Annotated in this window: 27 protein-coding genes; 11 read left to right on the forward strand and 16 right to left on the reverse strand. The window is 59.8% G+C overall.

The features are described from left to right. Window positions 1-3: 3 nt before the first annotated feature. Window positions 4-963 (forward strand): PDR/VanB family oxidoreductase, encoded by a 960-nt coding sequence (locus tag D3Z90_RS20120; RefSeq protein WP_136477682.1) that lies wholly within the window; start codon window positions 4-6, stop codon window positions 961-963. A 223-nt stretch (window positions 964-1,186) separates the two neighbouring features. Here D3Z90_RS20120 and D3Z90_RS26975 read toward each other — a convergent pair whose 3' ends face one another. Continuing rightward, window positions 1,187-1,417: a hypothetical protein gene (locus D3Z90_RS26975; protein WP_218571409.1), complete on the reverse strand. Its 231-nt coding sequence runs from the start codon at window positions 1,415-1,417 to the stop codon at window positions 1,187-1,189. 52 nt (window positions 1,418-1,469) lie between these two features. On the opposite strand from D3Z90_RS26975, the gene D3Z90_RS20125 reads away from it, so the two are divergent. Beyond that, window positions 1,470-2,699, forward strand: a complete 1,230-nt coding sequence (locus D3Z90_RS20125) for a hypothetical protein (protein ID WP_136477683.1) — start codon at window positions 1,470-1,472, stop codon at window positions 2,697-2,699. 41 nt (window positions 2,700-2,740) lie between these two features. On the opposite strand, the gene D3Z90_RS20130 is transcribed toward D3Z90_RS20125, so the two are convergent. From D3Z90_RS20130 to cysK, 4 genes are all read right to left on the reverse strand, one after another. Next, on the reverse strand, window positions 2,741-3,631 hold the full coding sequence (locus D3Z90_RS20130; RefSeq protein ID WP_136477684.1) for a DMT family transporter: 891 nt from the start codon (window positions 3,629-3,631) through the stop codon (window positions 2,741-2,743). Between the two features lie 105 nt (window positions 3,632-3,736). Further along, the gene (locus tag D3Z90_RS26865; protein ID WP_168198488.1) at window positions 3,737-3,898 is read right to left on the reverse strand and encodes a hypothetical protein; all 162 of its coding nucleotides are present in this window, start codon (window positions 3,896-3,898) and stop codon (window positions 3,737-3,739) included. Window positions 3,899-4,030: 132 nt separating this feature from the next. Further along, window positions 4,031-4,966 carry an aspartyl/asparaginyl beta-hydroxylase domain-containing protein gene (locus tag D3Z90_RS20135; protein WP_136477685.1) on the reverse strand — a complete coding sequence of 312 codons (936 nt, stop codon included), beginning with the start codon at window positions 4,964-4,966 and terminating at the stop codon, window positions 4,031-4,033. A 161-nt stretch (window positions 4,967-5,127) separates the two neighbouring features. Next, on the reverse strand, window positions 5,128-6,102 hold the full coding sequence (gene cysK / locus D3Z90_RS20140; RefSeq protein ID WP_136477686.1) for a cysteine synthase A: 975 nt from the start codon (window positions 6,100-6,102) through the stop codon (window positions 5,128-5,130). 129 nt (window positions 6,103-6,231) lie between these two features. On the opposite strand from cysK, the gene D3Z90_RS20145 reads away from it, so the two are divergent. The 3 genes from D3Z90_RS20145 (at window position 6,232) to D3Z90_RS20155 (ending at window position 9,484) form a co-directional block, all read left to right on the forward strand. Beyond that, window positions 6,232-7,317 carry a DUF748 domain-containing protein gene (locus D3Z90_RS20145; protein ID WP_136477687.1) on the forward strand — a complete coding sequence of 362 codons (1,086 nt, stop codon included), beginning with the start codon at window positions 6,232-6,234 and terminating at the stop codon, window positions 7,315-7,317. Window positions 7,318-7,442: 125 nt separating this feature from the next. Next, a complete protein-coding gene (locus D3Z90_RS20150; RefSeq protein WP_136477688.1) occupies window positions 7,443-8,288 on the forward strand; it encodes a MoxR family ATPase in 846 nt (281 codons plus the stop codon). 17 nt (window positions 8,289-8,305) lie between these two features. Continuing rightward, entirely contained in the window at window positions 8,306-9,484 is a 1,179-nt protein-coding gene (locus tag D3Z90_RS20155; protein WP_136477689.1) for a VWA domain-containing protein, read from the forward strand. Window positions 9,485-9,538: 54 nt separating this feature from the next. Here the strand turns inward: D3Z90_RS20155 and D3Z90_RS20160 are convergent, their stop codons facing one another. The 4 genes from D3Z90_RS20160 to D3Z90_RS20175 are packed head-to-tail and all read right to left on the reverse strand — an operon-like array spanning window position 9,539 to window position 13,218. Further along, window positions 9,539-10,456, reverse strand: coding sequence for a biotin-dependent carboxyltransferase family protein (locus D3Z90_RS20160; protein WP_136477690.1), 918 nt, complete (start codon window positions 10,454-10,456; stop codon window positions 9,539-9,541). After that, a complete protein-coding gene (gene pxpB / locus D3Z90_RS20165; RefSeq protein ID WP_136477691.1) occupies window positions 10,453-11,157 on the reverse strand; it encodes a 5-oxoprolinase subunit PxpB in 705 nt (234 codons plus the stop codon). The genes D3Z90_RS20160 and pxpB overlap by 4 nt, the downstream gene beginning before the upstream one ends. Next, on the reverse strand, window positions 11,154-11,906 hold the full coding sequence (locus D3Z90_RS20170; protein WP_136477692.1) for a 5-oxoprolinase subunit PxpA: 753 nt from the start codon (window positions 11,904-11,906) through the stop codon (window positions 11,154-11,156). Before D3Z90_RS20170 ends, pxpB begins: the two co-directional genes overlap by 4 nt. A 25-nt stretch (window positions 11,907-11,931) precedes the next feature. Continuing rightward, on the reverse strand, window positions 11,932-13,218 hold the full coding sequence (locus D3Z90_RS20175) for an MFS transporter (protein ID WP_136477693.1): 1,287 nt from the start codon (window positions 13,216-13,218) through the stop codon (window positions 11,932-11,934). Window positions 13,219-13,359: 141 nt separating this feature from the next. Here D3Z90_RS20175 and D3Z90_RS20180 point away from each other — a divergent pair, with 141 nt between their 5' ends. Continuing rightward, a complete protein-coding gene (locus D3Z90_RS20180) occupies window positions 13,360-14,271 on the forward strand; it encodes a LysR family transcriptional regulator (protein ID WP_136477694.1) in 912 nt (303 codons plus the stop codon). Here D3Z90_RS20180 and D3Z90_RS20185 read toward each other — a convergent pair. From D3Z90_RS20185 to D3Z90_RS20195, 3 genes are read right to left on the reverse strand one after another with little or no spacing between them, the layout of a single operon-like run. Further along, window positions 14,268-14,789 (reverse strand): DUF2937 family protein, encoded by a 522-nt coding sequence (locus D3Z90_RS20185; protein WP_136477695.1) that lies wholly within the window; start codon window positions 14,787-14,789, stop codon window positions 14,268-14,270. The genes D3Z90_RS20180 and D3Z90_RS20185 overlap by 4 nt on opposite strands. Before the next feature lie 10 nt (window positions 14,790-14,799). Further along, window positions 14,800-15,573 carry a class II glutamine amidotransferase gene (locus D3Z90_RS20190; protein ID WP_136477696.1) on the reverse strand — a complete coding sequence of 258 codons (774 nt, stop codon included), beginning with the start codon at window positions 15,571-15,573 and terminating at the stop codon, window positions 14,800-14,802. Window positions 15,574-15,596: 23 nt separating this feature from the next. After that, a complete protein-coding gene (locus D3Z90_RS20195) occupies window positions 15,597-16,085 on the reverse strand; it encodes an MFS transporter (protein ID WP_136477697.1) in 489 nt (162 codons plus the stop codon). An 84-nt stretch (window positions 16,086-16,169) separates the two neighbouring features. On the opposite strand from D3Z90_RS20195, the gene D3Z90_RS20200 reads away from it, so the two are divergent. Further along, on the forward strand, window positions 16,170-18,221 hold the full coding sequence (locus tag D3Z90_RS20200; protein WP_136477698.1) for a S9 family peptidase: 2,052 nt from the start codon (window positions 16,170-16,172) through the stop codon (window positions 18,219-18,221). A gap of 33 nt (window positions 18,222-18,254) precedes the next feature. Here the strand turns inward: D3Z90_RS20200 and D3Z90_RS20205 are convergent, their stop codons facing one another. Further along, the gene (locus D3Z90_RS20205; RefSeq protein WP_136477699.1) at window positions 18,255-18,533 is read right to left on the reverse strand and encodes a hypothetical protein; all 279 of its coding nucleotides are present in this window, start codon (window positions 18,531-18,533) and stop codon (window positions 18,255-18,257) included. Window positions 18,534-18,659: 126 nt separating this feature from the next. Between D3Z90_RS20205 and D3Z90_RS20210 the strand changes: the two genes are divergently transcribed. From D3Z90_RS20210 to D3Z90_RS20220, 3 genes are all read left to right on the forward strand, one after another. Beyond that, window positions 18,660-19,031: a YajD family HNH nuclease gene (locus D3Z90_RS20210; RefSeq protein WP_136477700.1), complete on the forward strand. Its 372-nt coding sequence runs from the start codon at window positions 18,660-18,662 to the stop codon at window positions 19,029-19,031. Between the two features lie 65 nt (window positions 19,032-19,096). Further along, complete coding sequence (locus D3Z90_RS20215) at window positions 19,097-19,567, forward strand: RNA methyltransferase (RefSeq protein ID WP_136477701.1); 471 nt, start codon at window positions 19,097-19,099, stop codon at window positions 19,565-19,567. A 66-nt stretch (window positions 19,568-19,633) separates the two neighbouring features. Then, on the forward strand, window positions 19,634-19,993 hold the full coding sequence (locus D3Z90_RS20220; RefSeq protein WP_168198489.1) for a DUF2892 domain-containing protein: 360 nt from the start codon (window positions 19,634-19,636) through the stop codon (window positions 19,991-19,993). Here the strand turns inward: D3Z90_RS20220 and D3Z90_RS20225 are convergent. Continuing rightward, window positions 19,990-21,204, reverse strand: a complete 1,215-nt coding sequence (locus D3Z90_RS20225) for a hypothetical protein (RefSeq protein WP_136479007.1) — start codon at window positions 21,202-21,204, stop codon at window positions 19,990-19,992. The genes D3Z90_RS20220 and D3Z90_RS20225 overlap by 4 nt on opposite strands. Window positions 21,205-21,259: 55 nt before the next feature. Continuing rightward, a complete protein-coding gene (locus D3Z90_RS20230; RefSeq protein WP_136477703.1) occupies window positions 21,260-21,709 on the reverse strand; it encodes a YcgN family cysteine cluster protein in 450 nt (149 codons plus the stop codon). A 157-nt stretch (window positions 21,710-21,866) separates the two neighbouring features. Between D3Z90_RS20230 and D3Z90_RS20235 the strand changes: the two genes are divergently transcribed. Continuing rightward, on the forward strand, window positions 21,867-22,460 hold the full coding sequence (locus tag D3Z90_RS20235; protein WP_136477704.1) for a nitroreductase family protein: 594 nt from the start codon (window positions 21,867-21,869) through the stop codon (window positions 22,458-22,460). A 75-nt stretch (window positions 22,461-22,535) separates the two neighbouring features. On the opposite strand, the gene D3Z90_RS20240 is transcribed toward D3Z90_RS20235, so the two are convergent. After that, the gene (locus D3Z90_RS20240) at window positions 22,536-23,468 is read right to left on the reverse strand and encodes a D-2-hydroxyacid dehydrogenase (RefSeq protein WP_136477705.1); all 933 of its coding nucleotides are present in this window, start codon (window positions 23,466-23,468) and stop codon (window positions 22,536-22,538) included. Between the last annotated feature and the right edge of the window lie 67 nt (window positions 23,469-23,535).

Below are 23,535 nucleotides of genomic sequence, written 5' to 3' on the forward strand. Positions count from 1 at the left end.
ATGATGTCCAACTCCTCTACTGTTACAGCGCTGGTGCATACCCTGCGCCATGAAGCCGAAGGTATCATCAGCGTCGAACTGCGCCCTTGGGGCGATACCGTATTCGCGCCATTCGAAGCCGGCTCGCACATCGACCTGCACCTACCCAACGGCCTGGTACGCAGTTACTCGCTGCTCAATTCGCCAACGGACCAGGGTCGCTATGTGGTTGGCATTTTGCGCGATCGCAACAGCCGTGGCGGTTCGGCCTTCGTACACGAACAGCTACGCGTCGGCTCGCAACTGAGCATTTCGCAGCCACGCAACAATTTTGCCCTCGACCCGCACGCCAGCCACAACGTGCTGGTGGCGGGTGGCATCGGCATCACCCCGATCTACTGCATGTTTCGCCAGTTGCTGGCGTTGGGTAAATCCGCCGAGTTGATCTACTGCGCCCGCTCACGCAAGGAAGCGGCGCTGCTGGAACAACTGAGCGGCCTCGATGCCAAGGTGATTTATCACTTCAACGACGAGAAAGGTACGGTGCCGGATCTGGCCCGCTACCTGGCCGGCCAGCCTTGTGACACGCACTTCTACTGCTGCGGCCCGACACCGATGCTCGATGCCTTCGAAAGTACCTGCGAAAGCCTTGGCTATCCTCACGCCCATATCGAACGCTTCGCCGCTGCCGAATTGCCGCCGGCCGAAGATGCCCAGGACAGCTACAGCGTCGAACTGAAAAAGTCCGGCAAAACCTTGAACATCGAACCGGGGCTGAACCTGCTCGATGTGCTTCTCGAAGCGGGATGCGACATTGAATACAGCTGCCGCGAAGGGGTATGCGGGTCATGCGAAACCCGCGTGCTGGAAGGTGATATCGACCACCGCGACGGGGTGCTGACCAAGGCTGAACGTGCGGCAAACAAATCGATGATGGTCTGTGTATCGGGCTGCAAGAGCCGGCGCATGGTCCTCGATTTGTAATCGCTGAAGCTTTACGCGCACGATTGACCGGCACCGATGTGCCGGTTTTTTTTGCCGCCTGTGGCGGGCTTGTCCTGCGATCTGGCGCGAAACGGCAGCCTGACCTGGCTACCCGGCGTGTCCGTTTAAAATAGCCAGCTAATTATCCACTCATAAAACAAACCATGCGCCACTAACGCGCGCTGTGCAATTAAACCGCACTGCAACTGCACACGCCTGTTACTTAATTCCCACCCTGTTCCACCGACGATACAAATTCAATCGTTTCAAATATAAATAATTGTTTTATATAGCTTTTATCAAACTTCCCAGTATTTTCCCGCACTGGCACAGTTCCTGCTTTTTCTCTATCGCGTTCAAGCATAAAACAACGTACCGCCGATAAAACAATAAAAACCCAACACCGCCAGCCAACTGTGCACCAACGCTGATTCTCGTTTAACGCCTTGTTCAAGGCAACGGACAGCTGTTGCCCACAGAAATGGCTCAACCTTGCAGGGCATGATATGAACAAGTACGTGGTAAGCCTGGGCCTGATCCTCAGTAGTTGTGCAAGTTTCGCCTCCGAACCCGGTCCGGCCGCACCCGATCAGCCACCTGCGGTAAAAAAGCCGTTCCCACACATTGCCTGGCGCAGTGACGACGGACAAAGCTCATTGGATATCGGCGGTGCCCTGCGGGTGAACTACCGGGATGAACATTGGGACACCACAGAGAACAATGGCCGTTTTCTTTTCGATACCTTCCGTATCGATGTCCAGGCCACCCACAAACAATTGTTCAGTGATGTCGGCTACTGGTTTCAGGACGACGGCAAACGCTCTATCGACCGCGGCTACGTGGGTTATCGGTTTACCCCTAATGCCAACCTTCAAGTTGGTGCGCCGTTCAAACCCTTTGGCCTGGAACCTTACCCACAGTTTGGCTGGAGCTATCACATTCCGTTTTTCATGGGCTACGGCGTGAGTGCCGGCACGGGTCTCAAATACAGCTACAAGGACAAGGACTGGGATCTGCAGCTAGGCTACTTTCCGCGCATGCTGCCTAGCGGCATTCGCTACTCACCGGAAGTCGGTCGCTACTCCGACCTGAACGACAACGCCGTGCCTTTCACCCAATCGCGCCAAGACAACGAAAAGCGCAATCAGGTCAACGCCAGGGTCGCCCGGACCTTTACCGGGGATGGCTGGAAAACCGAAATCGGCGCCTCGCTGGCCGCTGCGCAACTCTACAACGCCACCACAGACGACAATGGCGACTACTGGGCAGGTGGCGTCCACGCCATCATCAACGCCGGTCCGTGGACCGTTACCAGCCAAGCCATCCGCTATGAATATGACCCGAAAAACCCGGACGGTGTCAGTGACGACTCCGTGTTGATGGGCGGCAACGGCCTGACGCCGGCCTTCCTGATCGCATCCAAGGCAACCATTGCGTCGGTCAACATCGGCTACGACATCTTTACGCCAAGCCTGGGGCAGTTGAAGAAGATCAAGCTGTACAACGACTACAGCCGGATGATGAAAGACAAAAGCGGCTGGGACGACTCGCAGATGTTCACCGTCGGTGCGCAGTTCCTGGCCATGCCGATCATGGCTTGGCTCGACCTGACCTGGGCGAAGAACGCCAACCCTTTCGGCGGCGCGGAAAATGGCACCGGCTGGACCAGCACCAGCTCCATCGGCAGCAATGACTGGTATTACCGCACCAACATCAACATTGGTTACTACTTCTGAAACGCAAGCCGCCCGGCCTAGGCGCCGGGCGGCTCGCAACACTAGTCGGTACGTAGCTGCGTAACAGCTGCCGCTGGCTTGCGGAACACAAACAGCAGGCCGATCACGATCAGCCCCATGCCCAACAGGCTCAACGCTGCCAGGCGGTTACCGAAGATCAGGTAGTCCATCACTGCAGTCACGGCGGGCACCAGGTAGAACAGACTGGTGACGTTAACCAGGTTGCCACGGGCAATCAGCCGGTACAGCAGCAACGTCGCCAGCAGCGAAACCACCAGCCCCATCCACAGCAAGGCGCCGACAAAGCTGCCAGTCATCTCGACATGCAAGGGTTGCAGTGGGGCGAACAGCGCGCACATCAGCAGCCCGGCAACATACTGTAAAGGCAGGGTCCCCATGGGATTGTCGGTAATGCGCTTCTGCATGATCGAACCCAAGGTCATGCTTGCCAATGCCAGCAAGGCGAAGAGCATGCCGAGCAGAGAAATACCGCCAAAACCGATGCCCTGGTACACCACCATGATCAAGCCGCTCAAGCCCAATCCCAGGCCGAACAACCGGCTCCAGGAACGCTGACGCTCCATCAACACCACCGTGAGGATCGGCTGCACGCCCATCACAGTCGCCATGATGCCGGGTGTCACGTGGGTATTGAGCGCCAGCAAGTAGAAGATCTGATAGGCGCCGAGCAGCACAGCACCGGTTACCAGTGCCTGCAGCACTGCCGTGCGCCCTCGCGGCCAGCGCAGCCCGAGCATCGGTGCAAGCACCAACAGACCACATAACGCCAGCGCCGAACGCATGAGCAAGAAGGCAAAGGGACTGGCATGGGCCAGACCCAGCTTGGAGACAATCGCCCCACTACTCCAGAGCAGGACGAACAAGCTGGTGGTGGCCGCCGCGGCCACGGATTCTTTCGAAAGAGCAAACATGAATGCCACCTGTATTCGGGCAAATAAGCCGAACGGTGCTGCCCGATGCGGGCAGCCAACCGTAATCAGTAGGGTGCAGGTGTGGGCGACGCAGCGATTGACCGCTTAGCCCAGCACTACCACGCCTGGTGGTGCGAGAACGCACACAACCACGCTACTGACAGGTGGTGGGTAGTGACTGATCATGGCCGGCTGCTGACGCCCACGCACGACTACCACCGCGTCGGGCGCGGTAGTGAATACGATGCTGAGTGGGGAAGCTGGCATGAGCAGGTCTTCGGTGAGATGAAGTTCGCAGACTATAGACCAGCCTATTTCCGTCTGGCAAGCAGGCTGGTGTGCATTTGCCAGGCACGAACCCTGCCGGCGATCGGGCCAGGGCTCACACCGTGTAAAACATCAGAACAACCAGCGATACAACAGGTAGGCAACAACCACCGCCAACACCGGACGCAACACGCGGTAAGCCTTGGGGTTGGCACGCTTGAACTGTTTGACCCGACCACTGATCACGTTGCTGAAGCGCTTGCTCCAGGCATAGGCCTGGTTGATCCCACCCACGCGCTCGTCGTCGGTGTTCTGCGGTGCGGTCGCACGGCCGAGGAAGGCACTGACCTTGCGATTGATGCGGGTCATCAGCGGACTGTTGAGCGGACGCTCGACATCGCAAAACAGAATTACCCGGGTGGTCTCGGTTTCGTTCTTCACCCAATGCACGTAGGTTTCATCGAACATCACGTCTTCACCATCGCGCCAGGCATAGGCCTGACCATCGACGTAGATCCGGCAGCTGTCGGAGTTCGGCGTCGATAGGCCCAGGTGATAGCGCAGCGAACCGGCAAACGGATCACGGTGCGGGTTCAAATGGCTGCCACCCGGCAGCAGGGCAAACATTGCGCCCTTTACGTTGGGAATGCTGTTGACCAGTTCGACGGTCTTCGGGCACAGCGCTTCAGCAGACGGCAGGGCTTTGTCGTACCACTTCAGGTAAAAGCGCTTCCAGCCCTTCTTGAAGAAGGAACCAAAGCCTGCGTCGTTATCTTTTTCGGCGGCACGGATGTAACCCTCGTCGAACAAGTGCATGGCCTCTTCGCGGATCACTTCCCAGTTATCCTTGAGCACATCGAGCTCGGGAAAGCGCGTACGGTCCAGGTACGGTTTGGACGGTACTCCGGAAAACAGGTACATCAAGGCGTTATAAGGAGCGAACAGCGCCGAATGGTTGACGAATTGGCGCAACATTGGCAAACGCGCCTTGCCGCGCAGGTGAACATACAAGGTGCTGCCGAAAAACAGCAACAACACACCTGCCTTGGCGACAAAGGAAAAGGTCATGCAACACTCCTTGGAATTTCGATCTGATCATCGCTGCCAGATTAATCGGGCATCATAAACTGATCCGGTCCTGGTAAAAACAACCACTGCCAGCATTCACTGTTAAGGATTGTGCAATAAACGCCGACGCAATTAATTGCGCCGGGTCAGCGTGGACGGGCTTACTGCTGGGTTTCCTGCTCCGTGAACAGATCGCTGAAAAGCATGCTCGACAGGTAGCGCTCTCCCGAGTCTGGGAGGATAACGACGATGGTCTTGCCTTGCATCTCGGGTTTTTCCGCGAGGCGCACGGCGGCCGCCATGGCTGCGCCGGAGGAAATCCCGCACAGGATGCCTTCTTCCTGCATCAGGCGCAGGGCCATGGCCTTGGACTCCTCATCGCTGACCAGCTCGACCAGATCGACCATGGCCAGATCAAGATTCTTCGGCACGAAGCCTGCGCCAATGCCCTGGATCTTGTGCGGGCTCGGTTTGATTTCTTCGCCGGCCAGGGCTTGGGTGATCACGGGCGAGACCATCGGTTCAACTGCTACCGAAATAATGGCTTTGCCCTGAGTCTGCTTGATATAGCGCGAAATCCCGGTAAGGGTGCCACCGGTACCCACCCCGGAAACCAGCACATCGACCGCACCGTCGGTATCGTTCCAGATTTCCGGGCCGGTGGTTTTTTCGTGAATTGCCGGATTGGCCGGGTTTTCGAACTGGCCAGGCAGGAAATAGGTCGCCGGGTCGCTGGCAACGATCTCTGCAGCCTTCTCGATAGCGCCTTTCATACCTTTGGCCGGCTCGGTCAGCACCAGTTCAGCCCCCAGCGCCTTGAGAACCTTGCGGCGCTCGATACTCATCGAGGCCGGCATAGTCAGCATCAGTTTGTAACCGCGCGCCGCAGCCACGAAGGCCAGACCAATTCCGGTGTTGCCCGAGGTTGGCTCAACGATAGTCATGCCAGTCTTGAGCTTACCGCTGCTTTCAGCGTCCCAGATCATGTTTGCGCCGATCCGGCATTTGACCGAATAGCCTGGATTGCGCCCTTCCGTCTTGGCCAGGATGGTCACGCCGCGCGGGGCGATGCGATTGATCTGCACCAGCGGCGTGTTGCCGATGGAGTGCGCGTTGTCAGCAAAGATACGGCTCATCGCGGGGTCCTTTTTGCACCGAAGGGAAAACTCCAAGGGTAAGCCTGCCAGGCCGGTGCGTCCATCACTGCGAACCCCTGGGGCTGCCCGCAGTCAACCGATCAATACCCCTGACCGGAACCATCGTCGATGAAACCCCACTACCGTTGGCCCCTATGGGGACTATTGAGCCTTGCCCTGCTGTTGCTGGTCCTGCATTTGAGCCTGCCAGTGCTGGTACGCAATTACCTCAACGACAAACTTGCCGACATGGGCGACTACCGCGGGCACGTCACCGACGTTGATCTTGCCTGGTGGCGCGGCGCCTACAAGATCAACGGCCTGACCATCGTCAAGACCACCGGCAAGGTGCCTGTGCCCTTCCTGCAGGCACCCATGATCGACCTCTCGGTCAGCTGGCGCTCGCTATGGTACGAGCATGCGGTCGTCGCCGAGGTGGTGTTCCTGCGTCCCGAGCTGAATTTCGTCGACGGCGGTTCCCGGCAAACATCGCAGACCGGGCGCGGGACCGACTGGCGTCAGCAGCTGGAAAAACTGCTGCCCCTTACGTTGAACGAGGTGCGTATCGATAACGGCACCCTGACCTTCAACAACTTCAATTCCAAGCCTCCGGTCGATTTGAAGGCCACCCACCTGGATGCCAGCATCCGTAACCTGACCAACGTCGAAGACCTCAAGGGCCGGCGCGATGCGCGCTTCAATGGCAAGGCCCGGCTACTGGGCGATGCCGAGGTACAAAGCAGTGCCACGTTCGACCCATTCAGCGACTTCGACGACTTCCAGTTTCGCCTGCGTGCCACGGACATCCAACTGCGAAGGCTCAACGACTTTGCCAGTGCCTACGGCAAGTTCGACTTCAACGCCGGGCACGGCGACCTGGTCATCGAAGCTGAAGCGAAAAACGGTCGTCTTACCGGTTACATCAAGCCCCTGCTGCGCGACGTCGACGTGTTCAACTGGCAGCAGGATGTAAAAAACGAAGACAAAGGCTTTTTTCGCTCGATCTGGGAAGCATTGGTAGGCGGCACTGAAACGGTGCTGAAAAACCAGCGCAAGAACCAATTCGCTACCCGTGTAGAACTGAGCGGCAGCGTGCACAAAAGCGATATCAGTGCCTTTGAAGCGTTCCTGCAGATTCTGCGCAACGGCTTTGTCCAGGCCTTTAATGCACGCTACGAGCAAGCGCCTCCCCAGTCTGACCAAGTCAACAAGTGACGGGCTATTCAGAGACTGAATGGACCGTCTGCGTTCCCAGTCGACCAGAGCCCGCGTTATAGTCGTGCATGACAATTTTTCTGCCAGGGGCCATGCACCCCGGCGCTACGTTAGAGGATCGGTTCATGAAGTTCGAAGGCACCAGCACATACGTCGCCACAAACGACCTGAAACTGGCAGTCAACGCGGCAATCACCCTGGAGCGGCCACTGCTGGTCAAGGGTGAACCCGGTACCGGCAAGACCATGCTCGCCGAACAGTTGGCCGAGTCCTTTGGCGCCAAACTGATCACCTGGCACATCAAGTCGACCACCAAGGCCCACCAGGGGCTCTACGAATATGACGCGGTGAGTCGCCTGCGCGATTCGCAACTGGGCGTGGACAAGGTTCACGACGTACGCAACTACCTGAAAAAGGGCAAGCTCTGGGAAGCCTTCGAAGCCGAGGAGCGGGTCATTCTGCTGATCGACGAAATCGACAAAGCCGACATCGAGTTCCCCAACGACCTGTTGCAAGAACTGGACAAGATGGAGTTCTACGTTTACGAGACCGACGAGACGATCAAGGCCAAGCATCGTCCGATCATCATCATTACCTCGAACAACGAGAAAGAACTGCCCGACGCCTTCCTGCGCCGCTGCTTCTTCCATTACATCGCCTTCCCCGACCGCGACACCCTGCAGCAGATCGTCGATGTCCATTACCCGAACATCAAGAAGGACCTGGTCAGCGAAGCGCTGGACGTGTTCTTCGACGTGCGCAAGGTGCCGGGCCTGAAGAAAAAGCCGTCCACCTCCGAATTGGTCGACTGGCTGAAGCTGCTGATGGCCGACAACATTGGCGAAGCCGTGTTGCGTGAACGCGATCCGACCAAGGCTATCCCGCCATTGGCCGGTGCCCTGGTTAAAAACGAACAGGATGTGCAACTGCTCGAGCGCCTGGCCTTCATGAGCCGTCGCGGTAACCGCTGAGCCAGGGGGCAATAGCCATGTTGCTCAATCTGTTCAATGAAATGCGCGCAGCCAAGGTGCCGGTGTCGGTCCGCGAGCTGCTCGATCTGATCAATGCGCTCAAGCAGCGGGTCACCTTTGCCGACATGGACGAGTTCTACTTCCTGTCGCGGGCGATCCTGGTCAAGGACGAGCGTCATTTCGACAAGTTCGACCGCGCGTTCTCTGCCTACTTCAAGGGCCTTGAGAACCTTAACCAGCATCTGGAAGCACTGATTCCGGAAGATTGGTTGCGCAAGGAGTTCGAACGCTCGCTGACCGACGAAGAACGCGCCCAGATCCAGTCCCTGGGCGGGCTGGACAAGCTCATCGAAGAGTTCAAGAAGCGTCTTGAAGAGCAGAAGGAACGCCATGCCGGCGGCAACAAGTGGATCGGCACCGGCGGTACCAGTCCGTTTGGCTCAGGTGGGTACAACCCCGAAGGCATTCGGGTCGGCGATGCTGGCAAGCGTCAAGGCAAGGCGGTCAAGGTCTGGGATCAGCGCGAGTACAAGAACCTCGACGATCAGGTCGAACTGGGCACGCGCAACATCAAGCTGGCACTGCGCCGCTTGCGCAAGTTTGCGCGCCAGGGCGCGGCCGAAGAGCTGGATATCGACGGCACCATCGACCACACCGCGCGCGATGCGGGCTTGCTCAATATCCAGATGCGTCCGGAACGCCGTAACAGCGTCAAGTTGCTGCTACTGTTCGATATCGGCGGTTCGATGGATGCTCACGTGAAAATCTGCGAAGAGCTGTTTTCGGCCTGCAAGACCGAATTCAAGCACTTGGAATATTACTACTTCCACAACTTCGTTTATGAGTCGGTGTGGAAGAACAACATGCGTCGCACCTCCGAACGCACCTCGACCATGGACCTGCTGCACAAATACGGCGCTGATTACAAAGTGGTGTTCGTCGGCGATGCGGCAATGGCCCCCTACGAAATCACCCAGCCGGGCGGTAGCGTCGAGCATTGGAACGAAGAAGCCGGATACGTGTGGATGCAGCGTTTCATGGAGAAGTACAAGAAACTCATCTGGATCAACCCGTATCCCAAGGACACCTGGGGCTACACCACCTCGACCAACATCGTTCGCGAGCTGGTTGAGGACCGGATGTTTCCATTGACCTTGCGGGGGCTGGAAGAAGGAATGCGGTTCTTGTCCAAGTAGTGCTTTTCGCCGGGCAAGCCCGCTCCTGACCGAGCGTGCTTGCCTAGCGATCCATCATCCTGCAAATCTCTCGATGAACGTCCGCTGCTCCTGCCAAGCCGTCTCCTGCACCACTGGCCGGAATCTCACTACGTTCCCCGGCAGCATCTGCGCCAGGCGTGCCAGCGCCAACGGCGTCAACGCGCCCAAGCGCGGATAGCCACCAATGGTCTGGCGATCGTTGAGCAACACAATTGGCTGGCCATCCGACGGAACTTGAACGGCGCCCAGCGCAATACCCTCGGAAATCATCGGCGCCCCTTGATACTGCAAGGCAGGGCCAAGCAAGCGCATGCCCATGCGGTCGGCGCGGTTGTCCAGGGTCCAGTCACGGTTGAAGACGTCGAACAGACTCATGCCGCTGAAGTCGCCAATCTGGGCGCCCAGCAGCAAGTCCAGGCTGTTGTTGCTGAACTGCGGGCGCAATGCCAGCGGCACCTCTCGCCCGCCACACGACTGGCCGCTGTAACTCAGTTGCTGCCCCTTGGCCAGCGTCGAGCCCAGACCGTCAAGCCCGCCCAACGCCTCACGCACCACGCTGGCACAACTGCCCAGGACCTGTACAGCGTCGAACCCACCCGGTGCGGCGAGGTAGGCGCGAGCCCCCTGCAAGGGCTGGTTCAGGCGCAGACGCTGACCTCGCGCCAAGGTGAAGCTGGACCAGGGCTTGAGCGGCTGGCCATCAATGCGCGCATCCAGATCTGCCCCTGCAAGTGCCAGGTGGCAATCCTGCTCAGCCACCAGGCTGAAACCACCCAAGGTAACTTCCACTACCGCAGCATCGGCAGCATTGCCCAACAGCCAGTTGGCCCACCGCATCGACACCCAATCCAGCGCCCCACCCTGGGTCACGCCCAGATGACGCACACCAAAGCGCCCGGCGTCCTGCAACAGGCACAGCGCGGTGCTGGCCTCGATCGACAAGCGGCTCATGCCAACCTCTCCTGCGGGGTATCGTCGCCGCCCAGGTTGATAAAGGTGCCACGGTCCACCGCCACGAATCGCACCCGATCGCCCGGCTGCAGCAGGCTGTAGCCTTGCCGCTGACGGTCAAAGAGTGTGCTCGGGGTGCGGCCGATCAGGTTCCAGCCTCCAGGCGACACCGCAGGGTAAGCAGCGGTCTGGCGCTCGGCGATCCCCACGCTGCCTGCCGCCACGCGCTTGCGTGGGGTGGACAAGCGCGGCGCCGCCAGCGCCTCTTCAACCAGGCCCATGAACGCAAACCCCGGGGCGAAGCCCAAGGCGAACACCTGATACTCGCGCTCACTGTGACGACGCACGATGTCGGCCACCGAGGCATTGCAGCGCGCCGCCAACAGGCTCAACTCCGGCCCGACACTGAGGTCGTACCACACTGGAATTTCGTGCAGGCTGCCACCGCTGCCATTATCGAGTTGCAGGTTTTCCAGCGCTTCGCGAATCAGGATTCGGGCCTGCTGCGGCGACAGTTGCATGAGGTCGAAATGCACCATCACTGTTGTATAGGACGGCACCAGATCGATCAGCTGTGCGCCGAATACAGCCCGCAAGCGCTGACTCGCCGCCAGCATCCAGGGCATGTTGGTCTCATCGATAGCGTCGAACAAACGCACCATCAGGCAGTCAATGGCCGCCGTTTCAATGCGCTGCTTCATGAGTTCACCAGGCTATCGAGCGCTTCACGAATCTGCTGCACCGCCGCCACCGAACTTTCGTTGTCGCCATGCACGCACAGCGTATGCGCGTGCAGGCGCAGTTCGCTGCCGTCCACGGCGATCAGCGGCTCGCCTCGAGCCAGGCGCAAGGCCTGATCGACAATCAGCGCCGGGTCATGATGCACAGCGCCCGGCAAGCGCCGCGACAGCAAGTGCCCGGCGGCATCGTAGCCACGGTCGGCAAAGGCCTCGAACCACAACGTGACGCCATACTCATCGCCCAAGGCCTGGGCAGCACTGTTGTCAGCCGTGGCCATGAGCATCAACGGTAAATCCCGACCGTAGCTGCTCACCGCCTCCAGCACGGCGCGCAGCTTGAGCGGGTCGGCCATCATGTCGTTATACAGCGCACCGTGGGGCTTCACATAAGCAACGCGCGTGCCCTGGGTGCGACAGATGCCATCGAGCGCACCGATCTGGTAATGCAGCAGGTCACGGATTTCTTCAGCACTGCAGGCCATGGAACGACGACCGAAGCCTGCAAGGTCCTGATAGGCCGGATGGGCACCAATGCCTACGTTGCTGGCAACAGCCAAGGCCACCGCTTTGCGCATGATGCCCGGATCACCGGCATGGAAACCGCAGGCGATATTGGCACAGTCGACAAAGGGCATGACCTGGGCATCCAGGCCCATGGTCCAACTGCCGAAACTTTCACCCATATCGCAATTCAGTAGTAGGCGGCTCACGTCTGTAACTCCTTCAGGCTTGGCCTTAATGGGCTTCAAGTTCTTTGCCGCGCGTTTCCGGCAGGCTCAACGCTGCCAGAATTACCACTCCGTAGGACACCGCGGCAAATGCGCCGATACCCAGGCCCAGCGGCACCTTCTGGCTGAGCATACCGATCAGCAGCGGGAAGAACGCTGCCAGGGCGCGTCCAATGTTGTAGCAAAAGCCCTGGCCCGAGCCACGGATACGCGTGGGGAAGAGTTCAGTGAGAAACGCCCCCATGCCACTGAAAATACCCGAGGCAAAGAAGCCCAGAGGAAAGCCAAGCCAAAGCATGACGCCATCGCTGACCTGCATCTGGGTGTAGAGCAGCACGATAACGAATGAGCCCACGGCGAACAGAATGAAGTTCTTTTTACGCCCCAGGAGGTCTGTCAGGTAGGCGCTGATCACATAGCCTACGTACGAACCGAAGATCACCATGGCCAGGTAGCCGCCCGTGCCGAGTACGCTCAGGCCGCGTTCGTTCTTGAGGAAGGTCGGCAGCCACGAGGTGATGGCGTAGTACCCACCCAAGGCACCCGTGGTCAGCAGCGAAGCGCGAAGGGTGGTGAAAAGCATGCCGGGAGCGAAAATTTCATAGAAATGCGACGGTGCCTCGGCTTTTTCCGCCGCCTTGGCCTGGCGGTAGACTTCCGGGTCCTTGACCAGGCGTCGTACGAAAATCACGAACACCGCAGGCACGATCCCCAACAGGAACAGGGCCCGCCAGGCATCTTCCGGTGGCAGCAGGGTGAACAGAACCGCGTAGAGAATCGCGGTCAGGCCCCAGCCAATAGCCCAGCCCGACTGCACCATGCCCACCGCTTTACCGCGGTCCTTGGCGCGAATGACTTCACCGATCAACACGGCGCCGGCGGTCCACTCACCACCAAAACCGAAGCCCATCAGGGTGCGAGCGATCAACAGCTGTTCGTAGTTCTGGGCGAAACCACAGAGGAAAGTGAAGAAGGCGAACCACAGCACGGTCAGTTGCAGGGTGCGCACCCGGCCGATACGGTCGGACAGAATACCGGCGATCCAACCACCGAGGGCCGAAGCGATCAGGGTGCTGGTGTGAATCAAACCGGCTTCGGCCGTAGTGATCCCCCACAGTGCAATCAGGGTAGGAACGACAAAGCTGAGCATCTGCGTGTCCATGCCATCCAGGCCGTAACCGATCTTGCAGCTCCAGAAGGTGCGGCGTTCCTGCTTGTTGATGTTGCGGTACCAGTCGAAAGGTCCCGCCACGGATCTGGATTTGGTCTGTTGCTGCACGCCCGATGGGTTCATGGTTGCCTCAGCTTGTTGGTATTGTTTTAAAGGCGGCGATCTACGTCGCAACCATGCCGATATTTTTTGACCCTGGCGCCGTTACGTCCAACGAGAAAAACCAGCTGTCTGGCATAAGAAAAAATTGATCAGTGAGCACACATGAACCTCAAGTTCCTCGAAACCTTTGTCTGGGTGGCCCGGCTCAAGAGCTTTCGCCTGACCGCCGAGAAGCTCTTCACCACCCAGGCCTCGATCTCCAGCCGTATTGCCGCGCTGGAGGCGGACCTTGGGGTCAAGTTGCTGCTGCGCGATTCGCGTGGGGTCAGCCTTACGCCTGAAGGCAGCAAGGTGCTTGAATACGCCGAACAGATGCTCGACACCGCCAAGGCGCTCAAGCAATCGCTAGACAGCGATCGGGCGAAGGTCGGCCGCGTGCGCCTGGGCGTCATGGATACGGTGATCCATACCTGGATGAGCCCGCTGGTGTCGGAACTGATGGAGCGCTACCCACAGGTCGAAATCGAGCTGGTCGCCGATACCGCACTCAACTTGCGCGAACAACTGCAAAAAGGCTTCCTCGATGTCATTCTGCAAACCGACCTGCTGCGTCAGGAATCGATCCGTAGCCTGGACCTGGCGCGCTATCCCATGGGCTGGATCGTTGCCACCCAGTCCATCTACAACCGCGATTTTTCTTCGCTGGCCGAGCTTGCTCGCGAGCGTATCGTGACCTTCTCGAAAAACTCCCGGCCGCATCAAGAAGTGCTTAGCCTGCTTCAGGCCGAAGGTGTCAGTGCACCGCGCTTGAACTGCGTGAATTCGGTGGCAGCCATTACCCGCTTGTTACGTGACGGCTTCGGTATCGGCGCCCTCCCCCCGGCGCTGGTCAGCGAGGAATTGGCGCGTGGTGAACTGACCCAACTGGCGCTGGTGCAACAACCGCCAAGCCTGGAGCTGGTGGTGGCCTGGCAAACCGGGGTCGAGCTGGTAGATGAAGTGGTAGCGCTGTGTCGCAATGTGCTTGAACGTTACGCCGCCAATGCCGGCCCCGAGCGTATCAAACTGGTTTAGCGCCAGCTCTCGGCAACCGGCTTGCGCCGCCCGCCAAGTGCTACCCAGCCGACCAGCAACAACAGACTCTCCACCAACAGCGCCAGCACCAAGGCGCAGCTCAGCCCCCAGGCCAGCGCTTCGGGTGCGAGGAGAATCTGGTAGCTGTAGCCTTTGAGGGTTTCTTCACGCAACTGACTATCGGCGTTGACCAGCACGTGCCAGGTTCGCTCCAGCCAGCCGCTCTGCAGCATCTGCCATTCGTGCTCGAACACGCGATTGCGGATCAACAGGCTTTCGATGCTGTTGGCATCGCTGTTGAACACCGGATCGTCACTGCTGCGGTAGTGGCGAACCAACGCCTGCAAATCGCCATTGAAGAAACGCTGCGCCGTTGCCTGGAAGCCCTTGAGGCCTTCGCGAGACTCAAGCAGGTGCGCGTCAACTCGCTGGCTATAGTCGTTGATCAAACCAGGAACCTGCACACCCACCAGCAAACCGAAGGTGAACAGTATCAACCGCAGGTAACTTCTGAACATGGACTATCCCTTAGCGTTGTCCCTGGGCCAGGCACTCGCCTTGGCGCCACAATGCCCATTGACCGGGTTCATAGCGCTGCCAGGTCTCGTTCTCGGTCAACGCCTCGGTAGCAATCACCGTCACCACGTCATTGGGGGTGGTTTCGGCCTGAAAGTCGACAATCATGTCGACGTCCTTGAGCCGCGCCGGCCCGAACGGGGCGCGACGGGTGATATGCACAAGCTTGGTCGAGCAGAAGCAAAACAGCCAGTCGCCATCACTGAGCAGGCAATTGAACACCCCCTTGCCACGGTACTCGGCGCAGGCTTCGACCAGCACCGGCAGAAGCATTTCGACCTCGACCGGTTCCGGGAAGGCTTCGCGTATGCGGTTGAGCAAGTCGCAGAACGCTGCTTCGCTGTCGGTATCGCCAATCGGTCGGTAGAAACTGGTCGAGCCCTGAAACTGACCCAACTGGCCGTTATGGGCAAAGCACCAATTGCGACCCCATAGCTCTCGCACAAAGGGGTGGGTATTGGACAGGCACACCTTGCCGACATTGGCCTGGCGAATGTGGCCAATCACCACCTCGCTCTTGATCGGATAACGCTGGACCAGATTGGCCACTTCCGATTCGCAACTTGCCGCCGGGTCCTGGAACAGGCGCAGGCCACGGCCTTCGTAGAAACCGATACCCCAGCCGTCGCGATGTGGACCGGTGCGGCCACCGCGCTGCATCAGCCCGGTAAAGCTGAAAACGATATCGGTCGGCACGTTGGCGCTCATGCCCAATAGTTCACACATGCTTGGCTGCTCCGGGGCAAATCCTACAAGCGCGGCTCAACCCGCGAACGGTTGCCGCCCAGTGGTGCTTCAGGCGGATTGCGATAACGGTCGCGATTGTCGGCGGCGAATGCCTCACTGGGTGTAGCTTCCTCGGCATCGCGCTTGGCGGCTGCCTCAGCTTGCTCACTTCGGGCTCTGGCGCGCTTTTCCAGCGGCCAACGCACCACCACGAATACCCCGTACAGCGCGAAAGCGATCATGCCGTACATCGCCAGGTCAGCCGCGGCACGCAAGACGTTGTTGCCAACCTTGAACAGCAGGTCGAGGGCAGTAATGGCAATGGCCGGGGCAAATTTTTCCTTGACCGGGTCAATGATGGTCGGGGTCAGCAGCAGCACTGCCATCAATACCCGCAGGGGTTCGCGCAGCCAACGCCACATCCAGCGGGTAAGGCGAAAGCCCACCGCCAGGCAACCCAGGGCGGCCAGGGCGTAAAGGCCCCAGGCGAGCAGATAGTCGTTCTCGGTCATGGTGTCCGTGGCAAGCTAGGCAAATAGACGCTTATGATAAACACATTTCAGCGCGCAGGCGCCCCCCAGCCAAGAGATCCCCGCATGTCCGCAGACGCCACAGCCTCCCACGCCCCGATTGCCCGCAAGGCCGAAGGCGCTGATCCGTACGCCTGGCTTCAGGAACGCGACAGCACAGAAGTCATCGATTACCTGAACGCCGAGAACGCCTACCAGCAAGCTCAACTGGCCGACCAGGCGATCCTGCGCGAACAATTGTTCGAAGAAATCAAAGGCCGGATCCTGGAAACTGACTTGTCGCTGCCTTCCCCCTGGGGCCCCTGGCTTTATTACAGCCGCACCACTGCTGGCGAAGAGTACCCACGTCATTACCGTTGCCCGCGTCCGGCCGATGACTCCAACACAGTCGATGAAAACCACGAAGAACTGCTACTGGACCCCAACCAACTGGCCAACGGCGGGTTTCTGTCCCTTGGCGCCTTCAACGTCAGCCCCGATCATCAGCGCCTGGCCTACAGTCTCGATACCACGGGCGATGAGATCTACACCCTGTATGTCAAGGACCTGATCAGCGGCGCTATCGAGCAACTGCCGTTCGAGGACTGCGACGGCAGCATGACCTGGGCCAACGACAGCCAGACGCTGTTCTTTGCCGAACTGGACGACACCCACCGCCCGCATAAACTGCTGCGGCATCGTCTTGGGCGCGAAGGCTGCCAGGTGGTGTACGAAGAAAGTGACGGGCGCTTTTTCCTGCACTGTTACCGGGCCAGCTCCGAACGCCAATTGATCCTGCTGCTCAACAGCAAGACCACCAGTGAAGCCTGGGTGCTGGACGCCGAACGGCCGGAGGATGCCTTTACCTGCCTGGCACCACGGGTCGAAGGTCACGAGTACTTTCCCGACCACGGTCAACTCGAGGGCCAGTGGCGCTGGTTTATCCGCACCAACCAGGACGGCATCAACTTCGCCCTGTACCAGGCTGCGAGCGATCAAGTGCCTGTCCGCGATCAGTGGCAACTGTTGGTAGCGCACCGCGACACGGGGATGCTCGAAGGCCTGAGCCTGAACGCCAGCGCCCTAACCCTGAGCTTGCGCGAAGGCGGCTTGCCGATTATCGAGGTGCACCCGCAAGGCCTGGCGCCTTACCGGGTCGAGTTGCCCGATGCCGCCTATAGCCTGTACGTGCAGGACACCCTGGAGTTTGCCAGCTCGCGCATCCGCCTGCGCTATCAGGCCCTGAACCGCCCGGCCCAGGTACGTCAACTGGAGCTGGCCACGGGTGCTCAGGTGGTACTCAAGGAAACCCCGGTACTGGGCCCCTTCGACGCCGATGCCTACGTCAGCCAACGCCTCTGGGCGACCGCCGCTGACGGCACCCAAGTGCCGATCAGCCTGGTGCAACGCCGCAGTGACGTGGGCAAGCCCGTGCCCCTGTACCTGTATGGCTATGGCGCCTACGGCGAAAGCCTTGACCCGTGGTTTTCCCACGCCCGCCTGAGCCTGCTCGACCGCGGCGTAGCCTTTGCCATTGCCCATGTACGCGGCGGCGGTGAGCTGGGTGAAGCCTGGTATCGGGCTGGTAAGCAGGAACACAAGCACAATACCTTCAGCGATTTCATCGCCTGTGCTGAACACCTGATTAGCCAAGGCGTTACCCGCACCGACCAACTCGCCATCAGTGGCGGCAGCGCTGGCGGCCTGCTGATTGGCGCGGTGCTCAATCAACGCCCGGAGCTGTTCAAGGCGGCAATCGCCGAAGTACCGTTTGTCGACGTGCTCAACACCATGCTCGACCCCGAGCTACCGCTGACCATCACCGAGTACGACGAATGGGGCAATCCTGAAGAGCCCGACGTGTACGAACGCATCAAGGCCTATGCGCCGTACGAGAACGTCAAGGCCCAGGCCTACCCTGCCCTGCTGGTGGTGGCGGGCTACAACGACAGCCGCGTGCAGTATTGGGAAGCGGCCAAGTGGGTAGCCAAGTTGCGGGTCAGCAAGACAGACAACAACCTGTTGCTGCTCAAGACTGAAATGGACGCCGGTCACGGCGGCATGAGCGGGCGTTATCAGGGGCTGCGCGATGTGGCGCTGGAATACGCTTTTGTCTTCAAGGTCCTGGGCCTGGTGTGACCCCAGGGGCTGGCGCAGCCTTGCCGGGCTGTGCTAGTCCGACTTCCCCTTGGCCTTGCTGTCCTGGGGCGTCAGGCCTGGCAACGGCTGGTCCCTGGGCGGGACAGGCACTTTGATAGCCGGTAGCAGCGGCGCGCCCGGCCGTGCATCTCCTGCCCTGGGTACCGCGCTTGGGGTGATCTGCGGGTAGGGTGTTGGCGTCGGCGTTCCCGGCGCGCCAGGTACCGGTGCTATCGGTCGCGGTTGCAACTCGGCCGCCGTTGCGAGTTGCAGGCTGGCAAAGAACAGGACAGCGATGGTCAAAAAGCGCATGCGCAGACTCCTCGTAGCAACTTCTTACAGGCTACTCCCAAGCGAAGCGGTTTGCCTGTCCGAATCCCCCGTGCACACGCTAAACTTCAAGGCATAACCGTAACAAGCCCGAGAAAAGGTAATCCCATGAGTTCGCCATCCTCCGCCGCTGCAACCGCACGGCTCGACCGCATCCTTGCCGACGCCAAGCGCGACAAGGAAATGGGCTATCGCGACAAAGCCCTGAGAATGTACCCGCACGTCTGCGGCCGTTGCGCCCGGGAGTTCGCCGGCAAGCGCCTGAGCGAACTGACCGTGCACCATCGTGACCACAACCACGACAACAACCCACAGGACGGTTCCAACTGGGAACTGCTGTGCCTGTACTGCCACGACAACGAGCATTCGCGCTACACCGACCAGCAATACTTCAGCGAAGGCTCTACCAGCAGCCCAAGCATCGCCAAAGCCACTCATAACCCGTTCGCGGGACTGGCCGGTCTGCTGAAAAAAGACTGAACCGCCCCCCTACATTGCCGGCAAGCCCGTATAATCGCGTTCTTTTTTGTGAAGGGCCCCGGCACGTGGCGAACAAACGGTACAGCTGCATTGGTCTGTTCAACCCCAAGTCAGCAGAGAACGTCGGTTCGGTGATGCGCGCAGCGGGTTGCTACGGCGTCAACTCGGTGTTCTACACCGGTAAACGCTACGAGCGTGCCCGAGATTTCGTCACCGACACCAAGCGTGTGCACTACGACATCCCGTTGATCGGCATCGACGATTTGCAAAAAATCATTCCCCTGGGCTGTACCCCGGTTGCGGTCGAGCTGATCGAAGGGGCTCGCCCACTACCCGAATACACCCACCCGGACCGGGCGATCTATATTTTCGGCCCGGAGGACGGCTCGCTCGATCCGAGTGTTCGTGCCTGGTGCGAAGAAACCATCTACATCCCGACCAATGGCTGCATGAACCTCGCCGCCACGGTCAATGTGGTGTTGTACGACCGCCTCGCCAAGGGCCTGAACACCCGTTCGGGACCAAAATTCAAGTAATTCGAATGAACAGCCCGGCGCCTGCGATGGTCATTTGATTATCATCGCCCCCACTGGAGAATGACCATGTCCGATAACAAGACGCCGATCCGTGTCCTGCAAGACAAACCCGCATCCAACGTGACTGGCTGGGAGCGCGCAGGCTCCGTGGCCGGCGGTGTCGTGATGGTTGGCAAGGGGTTGCGCCGCGGTGGGTTGTTCGGCTTGATTCAAATGGCGATCGGCGGCGTGGCCTTGGCGCGTGGCATTACCGGCCACAGTTCGGTCAAGAGCCTGCTGGAGCGCGGCCGCAATGACCTCGACAACATCCGCGCAACGATCGAACGCAGCGGCGCCGAGCTTGAAGCCCTAAAAGCCAGTGCCGAAGCGGCGACCCACAGCGCCACGGTCACCGGCAACGATTCATTGAAAAACCCGAAAAGCTAACGCAGCAGCTTGCTCGACAGCACCTCGGACTCACGCCCCAGCACGCTTTCGCTAAGGTAAATGAACTCTTGGGTGCTGACACTGTTTAAACGCATCAGCGCCCGCGCGACGTCATCCAGCGAGCGCTGATTGTGGGTGTGTACGCGGATTTCCCGGTCCAGTGCCTGCAACAGCAGCACCCCGCGCGCAGTCACTGCACCGTCCACCTGATCGCCTTTGAGGCTGGTGACCTTGGCGCTGCGCCGCTCCAGGCCACCTTGCAGGGCCTGGTAACGATCGTCGGCGATACCGCCCGCCCGACGCAGCAACTCAATGGCGTAATACTCATTGATACTTTCACCAATCCAGTCACTGCCCTGGCGGTCGTTGATCTGCGCGAACACATGCACCACTTCGCGCAACAATGGGCTTGAGCCGTTTTCGTTGACCAGTGGCCGACTGCTGTGCAGGTAGATCGAGTTGTGCCCGGCACGTGTACCGCGCCAAAGCTGATCGCGTGCACCGACCAGCAACAATTTTGGCGGGTTGCGCGGGAACACTGCCGTTAGTTGTGGCCACACAAACGTCAGCAGGGTGAGGTTATCCAGGCGTCGCATGCCCTGGCCCTGGGGAGCGGCCACACTGACTTCGGTTTCGCCAAGACGCGCACGCCGCGTGCCGACCTTGCCGGCGATCATCCAGCCGGTGGGGCGATCAAACAGACGTGAAACATTGTCGATGCGAAAACGCTGCTTGCCGATGCGTGGCCATGGCGTCTCGACACTTCTCCAGCCAGTAGGCAAGTCAAAGCTCAGACGCGACACCAGTTCGGTGCCATCCTGCTGGTCGAGCCGTGCCGGGGGGACCAGATCGTCGCCGCGAAACAGCGCCCAGTCGGTCGTCATGCGTGATTCGTAGTTGCTATTACCCAGGTGATGCGCCAGACGCACGCGATAGGTCAGCTCGCTCTTGCCAGCTGACGGCTGCCATTTACCGCGCAAGCCATCACCTTGCAGCAACCACTGACCGTCGGCCTTGAAGTCGCTGTAGGCGCCCTCCTTGCCCAAATCGAAATCCAGGCTGCGCACTGCCTCACCGTCCTCCAGGGTCAGGCGCACTTCGGCCTGCTCGCTTTGAGGGAGCAATCGAACGTGATAATCGAGATTGACCTTCTTCGCCCAGGCTGGCGAACTGGCAAGTACCGTCAGTACCAACAGCCAATGGCAACGCACCCGCATACCGAAACTCCTTGTTCCACTGACGCGATACCCGCTAAGCCTGGGCGGCTCAGCCGGCGCGGAAAATCAGATAATCTTCCCAGTCGTCCTCGTCCACGCTGTTTTCGCTCAGCATGCGTCCGGACTGGGAAATACGTTGTTTATGCACCTGGTCACGATCACCACAAACCAGGTGATGCCAGCTTGGCAGGTCCTTGCCTTCGCTGATCAGCCGATAACCACAGGTGGTCGGCAACCATTTGAACTGGTCGGCCTTGCCCGGCGTCAGTTGAATGCAATCGGGCACCAGCTTGAGCCGGTTCGGATAATCGCTGCACTGACAGGATTGCAGATCCAGCAGTTTGCAGGCGATACGCGTGTAATAGACGCTACTGTCGTCCTCATCTTCAAGCTTTTGCAAACAGCACAGGCCACAGCCATCACACAGCGACTCCCATTCCTGGCGGTCGAGCTGTTCAAGGGTTTTACGCTTCCAGAAGGATTCGGCGCTGGCATTCATGTAACGGGGGTCCTGTTTCAATAGGGGCGTCGCAGTACGGCGGCGCCAGTCTAGGGCGTGTCTTGCGTCAACACCAGACCGCTTGTCAGGGTTGGTTCGACACAGTAGTTTGGCCGGCAGTTGCTCCCCACCTTTTCCTCACTTTCAGGAACTTGCAATGAGTGCCAACCCTCGTGTTGCCGAACATGCCATCGACGATCAGTTCATCAAGCGCTGGTCGCCACGCGCCTTCACGGGCGAACCGATCAGCGAAACCACCCTACTGAGCTTCCTTGAGGCTGCACGCTGGGCGCCTTCGGCCTATAACTCGCAGCCCTGGCGCTTTCTCTATGCCCGTCGCGACACGCCAAACTGGGAGCGCTACCTGAGCCTGCTCAACCCGTTCAATCGCAGTTGGGCACAACATGCCTCGGCCTTGGTGATCGTGATGTCCAAGACCACCTTCACGGCTCCCGGCGCCAGCGAAGAAACTCCAGCGCTGTGGCACACCTTCGATACCGGCTCCGCCTGGGGGCATCTGGCACTCCAGGCCAGCATCAGTGGTTGGCACACCCACGGCATGACCGGTTTTGACCAGGAGCTGACCCGCAAGGAACTGAAAATCCCCGAAGGCTATGCCCTGCACGCTGCCGTGGCGATCGGCAAGCTGGGCGACAAGGCCAGCCTGGCTGAAGCCCTGCAAGCCCGTGAAGTGCCAAGCCCGCGCCGTCCGCTGAGCGAACTGGCGGCCGAGGGTGATTTCAGCCTGTAAGCTTAGCGCGGGGCAAGCCCGCTCCCACAGGTTTTAGCAACACGGCTGTGGGAGCGGACTTGCTCGCCGATGCGGTCAATAGCCGCGCACGAAATCCACTTCCCCACGCAACCCCTCACCCGCCTGATACGCCCGAAGGTTCTCGACAAACAAACGCACCATCGCCGTTGGCGAAGTCGGTGCCGAGCTGTGGCCGGTCAACAGCAACCCCCAGGCAGTCCAGAACGGATGACGTGCCGGCAGCGGCTCCTGGCGGCAAACATCAATCACTGCACCGGCCAGATGGCCGAGCTTCAAGGCATCGACAAGGTCGCCATCGACCACCGCCACGCCACGTCCAGCATTGATGAACAACGCCTCGGGGTTGAAGCGCGCAAACAGCGCGGCATCGTACAGGTCATGGGTAGCCGGGGTGTCGGGCAACAGGTTGACGACATAATCGACCTCGCCGACCAGACGCCCCAGCTCGCTCATGGCTGCCACTTCAATGAACGGTGCCTGCTCTCTAGCCTGGCTGGCGATACCATAAAGTTTGACGCCAAACGGCAGGAGGAACTCGGCCACCCGCTGCCCGATGTCGCCCGTGCCAACGATCAGCACCCGCCGCCCTTCCAGGCTGCGCCCAGGCCGATCATCCCATTTACGCTCGACCTGACTGACCAGCCGCGCCAAGACTTCCCGCTCATGGCCGAGCATGTAGGTCAGGACATACTCGGCCATCACCTGGCCAAAGATGCCGACTGCACGGGTCAGGCGGTACTCACGTTGCAGGCCGTCAGCCAGCAGCGGCGTGATCCCGGCCCAGGTCGATTGCAGCCATTGCGGCTGATGGCCCTGGCGCAACAGAGTAGCCAGTAGATCCGGCTGCCCCAGCCACACGGGGCATTGAGCGGCATAATCGGCCAGTTCGGCCGAGTTGCCACTGGTCAAGACCTCAAGCGCCGGTGCCGCTTCGCGCAGCAAGCGAGCGTAAAGGGCATGATCCTGTTCAGCGATCAAAACACGCATGGTTTACAACCTTGGCAGAAACAACGAAGGCCGCCAGGCCCGGTGGCTTGGCGGCATTACAGCGGCT

The sequence above is a fragment of the Pseudomonas sp. DG56-2 genome (assembly GCF_004803755.1).
Taxonomy (GTDB): Bacteria; Pseudomonadota; Gammaproteobacteria; order Pseudomonadales; family Pseudomonadaceae; genus Aquipseudomonas; species Aquipseudomonas auratipiscis.

Coding starts and splice junctions, on each gene's coding strand:
- D3Z90_RS20120 (WP_136477682.1), top strand. CDS start 4: ATGTCCAACTCCTCTACTGTTACAGCGCTGGTGCATACCCTGCGCCAT.
- D3Z90_RS20125 (WP_136477683.1), top strand. CDS start 1,470: ATGAACAAGTACGTGGTAAGCCTGGGCCTGATCCTCAGTAGTTGTGCA.
- D3Z90_RS20130 (WP_136477684.1), bottom strand. CDS start 3,631: ATGTTTGCTCTTTCGAAAGAATCCGTGGCCGCGGCGGCCACCACCAGC.
- D3Z90_RS26865 (WP_168198488.1), bottom strand. CDS start 3,898: ATGCCAGCTTCCCCACTCAGCATCGTATTCACTACCGCGCCCGACGCG.
- D3Z90_RS20135 (WP_136477685.1), bottom strand. CDS start 4,966: ATGACCTTTTCCTTTGTCGCCAAGGCAGGTGTGTTGTTGCTGTTTTTC.
- cysK (WP_136477686.1), bottom strand. CDS start 6,102: ATGAGCCGTATCTTTGCTGACAACGCGCACTCCATCGGCAACACGCCG.
- D3Z90_RS20145 (WP_136477687.1), top strand. CDS start 6,232: ATGAAACCCCACTACCGTTGGCCCCTATGGGGACTATTGAGCCTTGCC.
- D3Z90_RS20150 (WP_136477688.1), top strand. CDS start 7,443: ATGAAGTTCGAAGGCACCAGCACATACGTCGCCACAAACGACCTGAAA.
- D3Z90_RS20155 (WP_136477689.1), top strand. CDS start 8,306: ATGTTGCTCAATCTGTTCAATGAAATGCGCGCAGCCAAGGTGCCGGTG.
- D3Z90_RS20160 (WP_136477690.1), bottom strand. CDS start 10,456: ATGAGCCGCTTGTCGATCGAGGCCAGCACCGCGCTGTGCCTGTTGCAG.
- pxpB (WP_136477691.1), bottom strand. CDS start 11,157: ATGAAGCAGCGCATTGAAACGGCGGCCATTGACTGCCTGATGGTGCGT.
- D3Z90_RS20175 (WP_136477693.1), bottom strand. CDS start 13,218: ATGAACCCATCGGGCGTGCAGCAACAGACCAAATCCAGATCCGTGGCG.
- D3Z90_RS20180 (WP_136477694.1), top strand. CDS start 13,360: ATGAACCTCAAGTTCCTCGAAACCTTTGTCTGGGTGGCCCGGCTCAAG.
- D3Z90_RS20185 (WP_136477695.1), bottom strand. CDS start 14,789: ATGTTCAGAAGTTACCTGCGGTTGATACTGTTCACCTTCGGTTTGCTG.
- D3Z90_RS20190 (WP_136477696.1), bottom strand. CDS start 15,573: ATGTGTGAACTATTGGGCATGAGCGCCAACGTGCCGACCGATATCGTT.
- D3Z90_RS20195 (WP_136477697.1), bottom strand. CDS start 16,085: ATGACCGAGAACGACTATCTGCTCGCCTGGGGCCTTTACGCCCTGGCC.
- D3Z90_RS20200 (WP_136477698.1), top strand. CDS start 16,170: ATGTCCGCAGACGCCACAGCCTCCCACGCCCCGATTGCCCGCAAGGCC.
- D3Z90_RS20205 (WP_136477699.1), bottom strand. CDS start 18,533: ATGCGCTTTTTGACCATCGCTGTCCTGTTCTTTGCCAGCCTGCAACTC.
- D3Z90_RS20210 (WP_136477700.1), top strand. CDS start 18,660: ATGAGTTCGCCATCCTCCGCCGCTGCAACCGCACGGCTCGACCGCATC.
- D3Z90_RS20220 (WP_168198489.1), top strand. CDS start 19,634: ATGTCCGATAACAAGACGCCGATCCGTGTCCTGCAAGACAAACCCGCA.
- D3Z90_RS20230 (WP_136477703.1), bottom strand. CDS start 21,709: ATGAATGCCAGCGCCGAATCCTTCTGGAAGCGTAAAACCCTTGAACAG.
- D3Z90_RS20235 (WP_136477704.1), top strand. CDS start 21,867: ATGAGTGCCAACCCTCGTGTTGCCGAACATGCCATCGACGATCAGTTC.
- D3Z90_RS20240 (WP_136477705.1), bottom strand. CDS start 23,468: ATGCGTGTTTTGATCGCTGAACAGGATCATGCCCTTTACGCTCGCTTG.